Here is a 12578-nt window from a genome sequence, read left to right as displayed (position 1 = left end):
GCGGGCGGGCTCGGATCACGCCGGGGGTATCGTGCGGGCAGCCCACTCGCGGATCGCGCGGTCGAACCGCTCCGGGTCCAGGTTGTACTCCCCTCCGTGCACCGTGCCGGGGAACGCGGCGACCTCGACGAACCGCTTGTTCGCCGTGGCGAAGCGCTCTGTCAGTGCGAAGGGCACCTCGGGATCGCCGACGGAGTGCACGACGAGGGTCGGCACGGACACCAGCGGACCGGCGCCCCAGTCGAGGGCGTCGAGGTCGATCGGAGCGGGGAGCCCGACGATCCTGCTGAGGACCCGATCGCCGAGGGCCCACTCCGCGAGCCGCCCCGCCCCACGGGGCAGACCGGCGCGAGCTGCACCGTGACGGATGGCTCCGCGCCAGGTGGTCGCGGGGCAGACGAGGACGAGGCCGGCGATGCGGGCGCGATGCGCCGAACGCTCATGGAGCAGGAGCGCGATCTGCGCGCCGAGCGACCAGCCGACGAGGACGATCGACCGGGCGCCCTGCGCGACGGCGTGATCCAGGGCCGCCTCCACATCGGCCCACTCGGCCTGCCCGAGCATCGACGCGCCCCGCGGAGTGCCGGGTCCGTCGCCGTCGCCGCGGAAGGAGGGGACGATCGAGGTGAAGCCGAGCTGCCGAGCGACGGGGACGGAGCGCAGCGACGTGATGCGCGTGGTGCGGATGCCGTGGATGTGCACGACCCAGACGTCGGCCTCGGGACCCGCGCCCGGGAAGACCCAGGCGGGGGCCGTTCCTCCGGGGACGGCGAGGTCGACGGAGCCGACCTCGACCCCGAGCTGCTGCGGCGCGGCGAACACGTGACCGGTCCACCGGACGGGCCCCGGGCTGATCGCGGCGCCCCAGGAGCCGAGGACCTCGCGCTCGACCAGGCGTCCCGAGTCGCGGGTGCCGAGGACGGCGCCGACGCGCACGTGCCCGTCGCGCGACGGGGACCAGATCCCGAAGGACCCGGGACGGGTCGTCGCGTCGTCGGCGTCGAGGACGACGGACTCGGCCGACGCCGAACGGAGACGCACGAACCTCGGCCGACCGCCGAGCACGACGCGGCGGGCGAGCAGCACCCCGACCGCGGCGACCACGGCTCCGACCGCCCCTGCCGCGACGACGACGGTCGCGGCGGCGCGCTCCCCCGGCACCGGGCTCAGACGGCGGCCGCGCGCGCGGACGTCCAGCCAAGGGCGGGCGCGATCGACTCGGCGACGGTCTGCAGGAGCCGCGCGTTGTACTCGACGCCCAGCTGGTTCGGCACTGTGAGCAGGAGGGTGTCCGCCTCCTGCACGGCGGCGTCGGCGGCGAGCTCCGAGGCGATGAGGTCGGGCTCACCGGTGTAGCTGCGGCCGAAGCGCGCCGGCACGCCCTCGAGGGACGCGACCTGGTCCGCTCCCCCGCGGCCGCCGAAGTAGAGGCGGTCGAGCTCGCTCGTGATCGGGAGGACGCTGCGCGAGACCGAGACGCGCGGCTCCCGCTGCCAGCCGGCCTCGGCCCAGGCCGAGCGGTACTCGCGGATCTGCCGGGCCTGGAGCTCGTCGAAGGGGATGCCCTCCTCCTCGAGCAGGAGGGTCGAGGACTGCAGGTTCATGCCCTGCTCGGCGGCCCAGCGCGCCGTGGCGAAGCTGCCGGCGCCCCACCAGATGCGGTCCTCGAGTCCGGGCGAGCGCGGCTCGATCGGGAGCGGGAGCGACTGCCGCGTCATCGCCGGGTCGGACTGCGCCACGGGAGCACCGGACAGCGCCTCGCGGAAGAGCTGCACCTTGTGCCGGGCGAGGTCGGCGTCGGTCATTCCTTCCGGGGGCACGAAGCCGAACGCCTCGGAGCCGCGCAGAGCGGTCTCGGGCGATCCCCGGCTCACGCCGAGCTCGAGCCTGCCGCCCGAGATGAGGTCGGTCGCCGCCGCCTCTTCGGCCATGTAGAGGGGGTTCTCGTAGCGCATGTCGATCACGCCCGTGCCGATCTCGATGCGGCGGGTGCGAGCGGCGATCGCTGCCAGCAGCGGGAAGGGCGAGGCGAGCTGCGTCGCGAAGTGGTGCACGCGCACGTAGGCGCCGTCGAGGCCGATCTCCTCCGCCGCCTCGGCGAGCTCGATGGTCTGGAGGAGCACGTCGCGTGCGGTGTGGGTCATCGACCCCGGCACCGACTGGTAGTGGCCGAAGGAGAGGAAGCCGATGCGCGAGACCATGCCTGCTTCAGCGCCCGCGGACGGCTCGGTATTCCCCGGGCCGGATCTCAGAGCGCGTCGAAGTCGGCCGAGATCGACGCGGCGATCTCGATGTCCTCGGGCTTCAGGGCGAGCGGCTCCTCATGGGAGGCGAAGGCGGCGGCGCGGCTCATCGTGCCGTAGCCGCCTCCTCCGCCCGAGGTGTGCGGCCGCAGACCGGGCTCGAACAGGGTGAGCACGCGGGGCTGGCCGAGCCCGAGGGCGGAGGCGTACGCGGCGGCGCGCTCCTGCGCGTCGCGGACGGCCGCCACGCGGACCTCGCGCTCCACGCTCGCCCGTCGGGCGGCGGTCAGATCCCAGTCGACTCCCGAGACCACGACGCCCGGCAGTCCGGACACCGACGACACCCATCGGCCGAGTGCGTCGAAATCCCGGTACTTGACCCGCACGCTCGCCGCGGCGATGTGGAAGACCTCGGCCACGTCCGAGTCCTTGAGGAATCGGCGGACGGTCGAGACCGACACCTGGTCGGCCGACCACCACGTGGCCGCTCCGGACTGCTGCTCGGCGCGGGCCTGATCGCGCACGGTGGCGTGCAGCGACGAGACCTCGGCGAGCACCGCCGAGCGGGACCGCGACTCGCGGCGGATCTCGAGGCGGACGGTCCCCCGCTCAGCGGGGTGGAAGTGCTGCGCGGTGCCGGCGACGGTGAGGGTGACCATGCCCTCATGGTGCCCCATCCGCCTCCGCCGCGCTCCTCCGCCGCCCTCCGGCGTGCTGCCGCGTCACCCGCGCGCCTCGAGCGACCTCCGGATCGTGTCGGCGAGGGCGCGCTCGACGGAGAGGTTGCTGAGGATCTGCTCGCGGTAGCCGCCCCGGGCGGGCGGGACAGGGCGTCCCGAGACCGGGTCGGCGGATCCGCGGAGGGCGCGCTCGCCGTCGGCGATCGACTGCTCGAGCAGCTCGAGGCGCCGTACGAGACGGTCGGATTGGAAGCCCTCGGCGGTGATCCGCTCGTCGGGGGCGGTGGGGAAGGGCGAGGTGGTCGCGCTCATGGTGGTCCGATCCTTCGGGGCGCCCGGAATCGGCGCCGTCACCAGGGAGACACGGGAGAGGCCCTTCCATGACGCGGTGGCGCGGAATCAAGGTCGGGCGTGGCGCGAAGCGTCGCCTCCGGATCAGTCGCGGAAGACCGACAGGTGCTGGTTCTCGACGATCGCGAGGGTGCGGACGAGGCGGGTGTAGCGCTCGACGAGCTCCCCCTCCTCGGCGCCCTGGCCCAGCAGGGCCGAGATGCTCTCGGCGGGGAACAGTCCGACGATCTCCATCGCGACCGCCCGGGCGTGCTCGAACGACAGCGCGCGGGCGTACTCGAGGGCGCGGGCGAGCTGGGGGCGCTCGCCGTCGGCCGGCCGGGCGTCCGCTCCGCTCGCCGCGGCGTGCGCCAGGACGGCCACGAACACGCGGGCGATCTCGTCGACGCGCAGGGCCCGCACGAGCGTGAGCAGGCGGGAGGAGACGCGCGTCACTCCGCGGGCCAGGAGCTCGCCGCTCAGGGCGCGCACCTCGATGACGTCGCCGCCCGTGAACTCCCCCGACACCCGCTTGATCCCGGAGGCGAAGAGGCTCGACCCGGAGTGGACGCTCCGCTCGGCCTCGAGGTTGATCTCGACCCGCCCGCGCGCCGTGGCGACGCCCGAGATCCAGCGCTGCTCCACTGCGGGGTGCGCGTGCACCGCGCGGACGAGCGTGCCGGGGCCGGGGCTCTCGAGGGCGCGCAGGATGACCTCGGGGGTCCGCGCGCCGGCGATCCTCGTCGAGACGCCGTTGTGCGCGGCGAGCTCAGCCGCCTTGAGCTTCGAGCGGATCCCTCCGCGTCCGGTGCCGCCCTTCTGCACGCCGATGCCGCGCAGCTCGGCAATGCCGAGCTCGTCGAGGTGCACGCCCTCGGCGATGCTGCCGGCGAAGACGCCGGGCACGTCGGTGAGCAGCAGGAGGAGGTCGGCGCCCAGGAGCATCGCGAGGCCGCCGGCGACCCCGTCGTTGTCGGAGCCCGCCGAGTCGATGGTGTCGTTGCCGTTGACGATCGGCACCACTCCGGCGTCGAGCGCGTGGCGGATCGCCTCGGCCACGTGCGACATCTGCCGAGGGGAGGCCAGGTCGGACTCGCCGATCAGGATCTGGGCGACGAGCGACCCGGACAGCTCGGCGACCGAGCGGTAGAAGCCCATGAGCACGGTCTGGCCCACCGCGGCGGCGAGCCTCGAGCTGATCGGCTCGTCCTGCGAGCGGGCGAAGAGGGCGCGGCCGGAGGAGACGGCGCCGGAGGAGACGAGGACCACGTCCCAGCCGAGACCGCGGGCCGTGAAGGCGCTCTCGAGGGCACTGGCCAGGAGCACGGGGTCGGGTCCGGACTGCTTGGTGACGGAGCTCGAGCCCATCTTGACCACGAGGGTGCGCCTGCGCGGTGCGACCGCCTCGTCGGAGGAGGGAGCGGCGGCGGAGTCGGGCAGTGCGTCGGGCATGGCCCCCATGGTAGAGCTGAGCACTCCCTCCCCGGTTACCGAGCGGTGGTCGGTAATCGGGTAGCGTGCCCGGTGGAGCCGACGAGGGCTCCCCCTCGGAAGGACCTCCCATGACAGCGTCGTCGACCTCCTCGCCCACCGGCTCGCCCGTGGACCGCCGCTACCTCGATCCGCTCCGGCCCGTCGAGGAGCGGGTGCGGATCCTGCTCGGGCAGATGACCCTCGAGGAGAAGGCGGGCCTGCTCTTCCAGACGATGATCGTGCTGGGCGAGGGCGGGGCGCTCGCCGGAGCGGACGACGCCTTCGGGCTCCCCTCCACCTCCGACATGGTGCTCGAGCGGAGGATGACCCACTTCAACCTCCTGGGCGGGGCGCAGGCGTCTGCGCGCGAGATCGCGGAGTGGCACAACCGGCTGCAGGAGCTCGCCGCCTCGACCCGCCTCGGCATTCCCGTGACCGTGTCCACCGATCCGCGCCACTCCTTCACCGACAACCCCGGCACGGGATCGTCCGCCGCGGCGTTCTCGCAGTGGCCGGAGCCGCTCGGACTGGGAGCGATCGGGGACGAGGCCCTCGTCGAGCGCTTCAGCGACATCGCGCGGCGGGAGTACCTCGCCGTCGGGCTGCGGGTGGCGCTGCATCCGCAGGTCGACCTGGCGACGGAGTCGCGCTGGGCACGGCAGGTCGGCACGTTCGGCGAGGACGCCGACCTCACGGGGCGACTGGGCGCGGCCTACATCCGCGGGTTCCAGGGCGCCGCGCTCGGCCCCGAGTCCGTCGCGACGATGACCAAGCACTTCCCGGGCGGCGGCCCGCAGAAGGACGGCGAGGATCCGCACTTCGCCTACGGACGCGAGCAGGTGTACCCGGGCGGCAACGCCGAGTACCACCTGCGGCCGTTCGAGAAGGCCTTCGAGGCCGGGACGAGCCAGATCATGCCCTATTACGGGATGCCGGTCGGCACGGAGCACGAGGAGGTCGGCTTCGGCTTCAACCGCTCGGTGATCACGGGGCTGCTGCGGGAGCGGTTCGGGTTCGACGGCGTCGTGTGCACCGACTGGGGGCTGCTCACGGACGCCGACATCCTCGGCGACCGGCACCCGGCCCGCGCCTGGGGCGTCGAGCACCTCACCGTGCCGGAGCGGATGGCGAAGGCACTGGACGCGGGCGTCGACCAGTTCGGCGGCGAGGCGATCCCGGAGGTGCTCGTCCAGCTGGTGCGCGACGGGGTGGTCGAGGAGGAGCGCCTGGACGTCTCGGTACGGCGGCTGCTGCGGGAGAAGTTCGTGCTGGGGCTGTTCGACGCGCGCTCGGTCGACCCGCTCCGGGCGGAGGAGGTGGTCGGGTCGACGGAGTTCCGCGCCGCGGGCGAGGACGCCCAGCGCGCGGCCGTCACGGTGCTCGCGCACGACGACGTCCTGCCGGTGCGGCGCGGCGTGCGGCTGTACGTCGAGGGGGTCTCCCCCGAGGCGGCCGCCGGGTACGGCGAGGTGGTGGAGTCGCCGGGGGAGGCGGAGCTCGCCGTGATCCGCCTGCAGGCGCCCTTCGAGCAGCGGACGACGGCGTTCGAGGGCTTCTTCCACGCGGGGTCGCTGGAGTTCCCGGACGAGGTGGTCGCGCACGTGCTGGACGTCGCGGGGCGGGTGCCGACGATCGTGGTCGTGTTCCTGGACCGGCCGGCCGTCCTGACTCCGTTCGTGGGATCGACCGCGGCGCTGCTCGCCGAGTTCGGGGCGTCGGACGAGGCGGTGCTGGACGTACTGGTCGGCGGATCGGCTCCCCGGGGGAGGCTGCCGATGGACCTGCCGCGCTCGATGGCGGCGGCCGCGGCGCGGCGGCCCGATGTGCCGTTCGACACCGTGGATCCGCTGTTCCGCTTCGGTCACGGACTGCGGATCGGCACGGCGGAGTAGCCGCTCGGGAGGGGTGGAGACTCCTCCCCAGGGCTGCGATGACGGTGCTGCGGCGTAGTCTCCGAGGACCGCATCGGGGATGTCGGTGGCGATTGACATACTCGAACACATGTTCGAATATGGGCAGATGACAGCCTCCTCCCCCACCCTCTCCGAGGGGACGGCCGAGGCTGCGGAGCCGCTGCTGCGCCAGCTCGCGTCGGTGAAGGAGCTGCAGTCGCGGATCCGCGACATGCAGGCCACCACGCTCGAGACGAAGAGCCTGGCAACGCTGCCGGCGTTCACCTCGGTGCTGCCGGGAGGCGCGCTGAAGCAGGGCGCCGCCTACTCGGTCGAGGGGTCCCTGAGCCTCGCGATGGGGCTGCTCGCGGGCCCGTCCTCCGAGGGGGCGTGGTGCGGGGTCGTCGGCGTGCCCGAGTTCGGCGCCGAGGCGGCGGCCGGCATCGGGATCGACCTCGAGCGGCTGGTGCTCGTGCCCGCTCCGGCGGAGCACTGGCTCACCGTCACCGCCGCGCTCGTCGACGTCCTCACCGTCGTGCTCACCCGGCCGCCCGCCTCCGTCTCCTCGGCCGACGTCTCCCGGCTCGGCGCCCGGCTCCGCCAGCGCGGAGCGGCACTCGTCGTGCTCGGCGAGTGGCCGCAGGCCGAGGCGCGGCTCAGCATCCGCAGCAGCCGCTGGGAGGGGCTGGGGGCCGGTCACGGCTATCTGCGCTCCCGGGAGGCCCTCGTCGACGTCGTCGGTCGCGCGGGGACCCGCGTGCGGACCGTGCGGATGAGCATGCCCGGCTCCGACCAGGCCTTCGGAGTGCACCACGAGCACTCGCGCCTGCGCGAACGGGCGGTGTGAGGTGGCGACCGCACCCGAGCTGCGCCGCACGATCCTCGTGTGGTGCCCGGACTGGCCGCTGCTCGCCGCGGCGGGCGACGCCGGCCTGCCCGCGGAGGCGCCGCTGGCGCTCACCGAGAAGAGCCGCGTCTTCGCCTGCTCCCCGACCGCGCGCGCCGAGGGGGTGCGACGGGGCATGCGGATCCGCGAGGCGCAGTCGCGCTGCACCGGGCTCACCGTGCTGCCCTACGACCCGGTGCTCGACCACCGGGCGTTCGAGCCGCTCGTGCAGGCGCTGGAGGAGATCACCCCGGGTGTGCAGCTGATCCGGCCGGGTCTCTGCGCGATCCGCGCCAGAGGCCCCCGCCGCTACTACGGGAGCGAGCGGTCGGCGGCCGAGGCGGTGCTGCGGCGACTGGCCGAGCTCGGGGTCGACCGGGCCCGCATCGGCATCGCCGACGGGCTCTTCGCCTCCGAGCTCGCCGCCAAGCACTCGGGCGAGGACGTCGCGATCGTGCCCGCGGGGACGACCGCGGCGTTCCTCGCGCCGCTCCCCCTCGAGGCGCTCGGCACCGAGGCGGTCGGAGCCGCCGCGACGCGCTCGAAGCCGGTCCGCGGCGAGGACCTGGTGACCCTCCTGCGCCGGCTGGGCGTGCGGACGCTGGGCGCCTTCGCCGCGCTGCCGGCCGAGGACGTCGCCGCCCGGTTCGGACCGGACGGGGCCCGGTCCCACCTCCTGGCCCGCGGGGCCGAGACCGAGGCGGTCGTGCCGCGCCTGCCTCCCGAGCGGCTCGACCGGTCGCTCGAGTTCGAGCCCCCGCTCGACCGCATCGACCAGGCCGCCTTCGCCTTCCGGATCCCCGCGGAGGAGTTCGTCGCGGGGCTCACCCGGGCGCAGCTGGTGGCCACCGCGATCCGCATCGACGTCACCAGCGACCGGGGCGAGCTCTCCTCGCGCAGCTGGCTGCATCCGCGCTGGTTCACCCCGGGCGACGTGCTCGACCGCGTGCGCTGGCAGCTGCAGGGCAGCGGGGCGATCGACACGGGCCTGGGCTCCCCGATCGCGCGCATCGCCGTGGAACCGGAGGCGGTGGACGCGATCGGGAACCACGAGCAGGGCCTCTGGGGCACCGCCCCCGAGGAGCGGGTCCACCACGGTCTCAGCCGCGTGCAGAGCATGCTCGGGCACGAGGCGGTCGTGACGGCGTCGATCGGCGGCGGCCGGGCGCTCCGCGATCGGCAGCACCTCGTCCCCTGGGGTGATCGCGAGCCGGGCGACGCCCGGCCCAAAGGACTGCCGTGGCCGGGATCGCTCCCGCCGCCCCACCCGCCCACGGTGTTCACCGAGCCGGTGGCGGCACTCGTGCGGGGTCCGCGCGGGGAGCCCGTGTCGGTGGACGACCGCGGGTCCCTCGTCTCGGTCCCCGCCTACTTCACTCCCGGCACCTCGCAGGCCCGGCTCGAACCGGTGGCCGGCTGGGCGGGACCGTGGCCCGTCGACGAGCGCTGGTGGGACGCGAGGACCGCCACCCGCTACGACCGCTTCCAGGTGGTCGACGCGGCCGGGACCGCCTGGCTCCTGGTCTGCCGCGACGGGGAATGGGCCGCCGAGGCCCGGTACGACTGACCCCCGCACCTCCCTCCCGCACCACGATCACGATGACGAAGGAGCCCCGCATGGGCTGGAACAACCCGCCGATCCCCTGGTCGGAGTTCGAACGGCGCCTCTCCACCGGCCGCCGGGCCGACGGCACGGTGGTCCGGGGCGACGGAGGGGACAGCCCCGCCTGGTCGCACAAGCGGCCGGCCTACTCCGCGGGCGACGACGTGCGCTCCCCCGACCTGAAGGTGCCCTACGCCGAGCTGCACGCGCACTCCAACTTCAGCTTCCTCGACGGCGCCAACCGCCCCGAGCAGATGGTCGAGGAGGCGGTGCGCCTGGGCATCGACACCCTCGCCCTAACCGATCACGACGGCCTCTACGGGATCGTCCGGATGGCCGAGGCGGCGCAGGGCCACCCCGTCCGGACCGCCTTCGGGGCCGAGCTCTCGCTCGGGCTCCGCACCCCGCAGAACGGCATCGCCGATCCCGAGGGCTCGCACCTGCTCGTCCTCGCCCGCCGCGAGGAGGGCTACCACCGACTGGCCCGCGCCCTGACCACCGCCCAGCTCGCGGGAGCCGAGAAGGGCAAGCCGAGCTACGACCTCGAGGAGCTCGCCCGCGCGGCGGACGGGCACTGGATCGTGCTCACCGGCTGCCGCAAGGGTGCGGTGCGCCAGGCGCTGATCGCCGAGGGCGAGGCGGCGGCCGAGGCCGAGGTGCGCGAGCTCGTGCGCCTCTTCGGGGCGGCGAACGTGCTCGTCGAGCTCTACGACCACGGAGATCCGCTCGCCTCCCTGCACAACGACGCCCTGGCGGTCATCGCCGAGCGGCTGCGGCTGCGGGTCGTGGCCACCGGGAACGTGCACTACGCCCGACCCGAGGACCGCCCTCTGCAGACCGCGCTGTCCGCGGTCCGCGCCCGGCGCAGCCTCGAGGAGATGGACGGCTGGCTCCCCGCGGCGGCGGGCGCCCACCTGCGCTCCGGAGCCGAGATGGCCGAGAGGTTCGCGCGCTACCCCGGCTCCGTCGAGAACACCGTCCGCGTCGCGGACGAGATCGCCTTCGAACTCGGGAAGGTCCGCCCCCGTCTCCCCCGCCAGGACGTCCCGGAGGGGCACACCCCCATGAGCTGGCTCCGCGAGCTCGTGCACCGGGCCGTCCCGCAGAAGTACCCGGGAGCCGACTCCGACGTGCTCGAGCGGCTCGAGAAGGAGCTCGCGGTCATCGAGGCGAAGGACTTCCCCGGCTACTTCCTGATCGTGCACGACATCGTGCACTTCGCGAAGGGGCAGGGGATCCTCTGCCAGGGCCGGGGATCCGCCGCCAACTCGGCGGTCTGCTACGTCCTGGGCATCACCGCGGTCGACTCGATCTTCTACGACCTCCCGTTCGAGCGGTTCCTCTCGAGCATCCGCGACGAGGAGCCCGACATCGACGTCGACTTCGACTCGGAGCGGCGCGAGGAGGTCATCCAGCACGTCTACGAGAAGTACGGGCGCCTGAACGCCGCGCAGGTGGCCAACGTGATCACCTACCGGCCCAAGTTCGCGGTCCGGGACATGGCGAAGGCCCTCGGCTACAGCCCCGGGCAGCAGGACGGCTGGTCGAAGCAGGTCGAGGCGTGGGGGGCCATCACCGAGAGCACCGACCACGACATCCCCGACGACGTCGTGGCCCTCGCCACCCGCGTCCTCGGCGCACCCCGGCACCTCGGCATCCACTCCGGCGGCATGGTCCTCACCGACCGCCCCGTGGGCGAGGTCTGCCCGATCGAGCCGGCACGGATGGAGAAGCGGACCGTCCTGCAGTGGGACAAGGACGACTGCGCCTGGATGGGCCTGGTGAAGTTCGACCTGCTCGGGCTCGGGATGCTCGCCGCCCTGCAGTACACCTTCGACCTCGTCGCCGAGCACGTCGGCGAGCAGTGGGACCTCTCCACGATCCCCCGGGAGGAGAAGGGCGTCTACGACCAGCTCTGCCGGGCCGACTCCATCGGTGTGTTCCAGGTCGAGAGCCGCGCCCAGATGGGCACCCTGCCGCGCCTGCAGCCGCGCCGCTTCTACGACCTGGTGATCGAGGTCGCGCTGATCCGACCGGGCCCCATCCAGGGAGGCGCGGTGCACCCCTACATCCGCCGCAAGCTCGGCGAGGAGCCGGTCACCTACCAGCACCCCCTGCTCGTCACCCCGCTCAAGCGGACCCTGGGCGTCCCGCTGTTCCAGGAGCAGCTGATGCAGGTCGCGGTCGCGGTCGGCGACTGCAACGCCGAGGACGCCGATCTCCTCCGGCGCGCGATGGGCTCCAAGAGGGGGACGGAGAAGATCGAGACGCTGCGCGAGCGGCTCTACCAGGGCATGGCGCGCAACGGCATCACGGGCGAGGTCGCGGACGACATCTACACGCGGATCCAGGCCTTCGCCAACTTCGGCTTCGCCGAGAGCCACGCGATCAGCTTCGCCCTGCTCGTCTACGCGAGCGCCTGGCTGCGGCTGCACTACCCGGCGGCGTTCACCGCGGCGCTGCTCCGCGCCCAGCCCATGGGCTTCTACGCCCCGCACACCCTCGTGGCCGATGCGCGCCGGCACGGGGTGCGCGTCGAGTCTCCCGACGTCAACCGCTCGCTGCCCCACCCCGGCCTCGAGGCCGCACAGGACGCGCCTCCCCGGCGTCGGGGCGGGGCCGGCTACGGGAGCGAGGAGTGCCTGGCCGTCCACCAGCCGCCGACCGGTCTCTTCGACCGCACGGAGCCCTTCCACACCGACGACCACCGCCGCGACGCGGGCTTCGTGATCCGCCTCGGGCTCTCGGGGGTGAAGGGGATCGGCGACGCGCTCGCCCAGCACATCGTGGCCGAGCGCGAGCGAGGCGGCGCCTACGCGAGCATGTCCGACCTCTCGCGACGGGTCGGGCTGAACGCGACCCAGCTCGAAGCGCTCGGCGCCGCGGGGGCCTTCGACTCCCTCGGGCTCGACCGCCGCCAGGCGCTGTGGGAGGCGGGCACCGCCGCCGCCGACCGCGAGGAGTTCCTGCCCGGATCCGTCGTCGCCGTGCAGCCTCCGCTGCTGCCGATGCTCTCGGCGCAGGAGCGCGTCGTCTTCGACTTCTGGGCCACCGGGATCTCCCCCGACGACCACCCGCTCCGGCACCTCCGCGCCGATCTCCGAGCGCGCGGCGCGCGGTCCACGGCCGACCTGCCGGGCACCTCCTCCGGCACCCGGATCGAGGTGGCCGGCGTGGTGATCCACCGCCAGCGTCCCTCCACAGCCGGCGGAGTGACCTTCATGAACCTCGAGGACGAGCACGGGATCCTCAACGTGATCTGCTCCGTCGGAGTATGGAACCGCTACCGGCGGATCGCCCGCGAGGCGCCCGCCCTCCTCGTGCGGGGCATCCTCGAGCGCTCCGAGGAGGGCGTCACCAACCTCCTCGCCGACCGCTTCGAACCCCTCTCGGTCGGCGCCCGCACGACCTCCCGCAACTTCCGATGACCACGGCCACCCGGCGACGACCGCTCCCGCGATCGCACGCTCC

The 12578-nt window shown here is 73.7% G+C and carries 9 protein-coding genes; 4 read left to right on the top strand and 5 right to left on the bottom strand.

The annotated features are described in order from the left end of the window. Window positions 1–15: 15 nt before the first annotated feature. From LRG51_RS01540 to proB, 5 genes are all read right to left on the bottom strand, one after another. Window positions 16–1161, bottom strand: a complete 1146-nt coding sequence (locus LRG51_RS01540; RefSeq protein ID WP_230670593.1) for an alpha/beta hydrolase family protein — start codon at window positions 1159–1161, stop codon at window positions 16–18. A 5-nt stretch (window positions 1162–1166) separates the two neighbouring features. Next, entirely contained in the window at window positions 1167–2201 is a 1035-nt protein-coding gene (locus tag LRG51_RS01535; protein ID WP_230670589.1) for an LLM class flavin-dependent oxidoreductase, read from the bottom strand. Between the two features lie 47 nt (window positions 2202–2248). Continuing rightward, complete coding sequence (locus LRG51_RS01530; RefSeq protein WP_170116392.1) at window positions 2249–2902, bottom strand: SIMPL domain-containing protein; 654 nt, start codon at window positions 2900–2902, stop codon at window positions 2249–2251. Window positions 2903–2965: 63 nt separating this feature from the next. After that, the gene (locus LRG51_RS01525) at window positions 2966–3235 is read right to left on the bottom strand and encodes a hypothetical protein (protein WP_230670586.1); all 270 of its coding nucleotides are present in this window, start codon (window positions 3233–3235) and stop codon (window positions 2966–2968) included. A 123-nt stretch (window positions 3236–3358) separates the two neighbouring features. Further along, a complete protein-coding gene (proB, locus tag LRG51_RS01520; protein ID WP_230670583.1) occupies window positions 3359–4705 on the bottom strand; it encodes a glutamate 5-kinase in 1347 nt (448 codons plus the stop codon). 110 nt (window positions 4706–4815) lie between these two features. On the opposite strand from proB, the gene LRG51_RS01515 reads away from it, so the two are divergent. The 4 genes from LRG51_RS01515 to LRG51_RS01500 all read left to right on the top strand — a co-directional run bounded on the left by LRG51_RS01515 (window position 4816) and on the right by LRG51_RS01500 (window position 12535). Then, a complete protein-coding gene (locus LRG51_RS01515; RefSeq protein ID WP_230670580.1) occupies window positions 4816–6618 on the top strand; it encodes a glycoside hydrolase family 3 protein in 1803 nt (600 codons plus the stop codon). Between the two features lie 127 nt (window positions 6619–6745). After that, complete coding sequence (locus LRG51_RS01510) at window positions 6746–7465, top strand: hypothetical protein (protein WP_230670576.1); 720 nt, start codon at window positions 6746–6748, stop codon at window positions 7463–7465. Window position 7466: 1 nt separating this feature from the next. Further along, window positions 7467–9071 carry a DNA polymerase Y family protein gene (locus LRG51_RS01505; RefSeq protein WP_055792069.1) on the top strand — a complete coding sequence of 535 codons (1605 nt, stop codon included), beginning with the start codon at window positions 7467–7469 and terminating at the stop codon, window positions 9069–9071. A 50-nt stretch (window positions 9072–9121) separates the two neighbouring features. Continuing rightward, window positions 9122–12535 carry an error-prone DNA polymerase gene (locus LRG51_RS01500; protein ID WP_055793119.1) on the top strand — a complete coding sequence of 1138 codons (3414 nt, stop codon included), beginning with the start codon at window positions 9122–9124 and terminating at the stop codon, window positions 12533–12535. Window positions 12536–12578 lie beyond the last annotated feature (43 nt).

The organism is Rathayibacter sp. Leaf248 (assembly GCF_920939495.1).
GTDB classification, from domain to species: domain Bacteria; phylum Actinomycetota; class Actinomycetes; order Actinomycetales; family Microbacteriaceae; genus Rathayibacter; species Rathayibacter caricis.
Note: the sequence above shows the minus strand (reverse complement) of the source record. Positions and strands in the feature narration are given on the sequence as shown.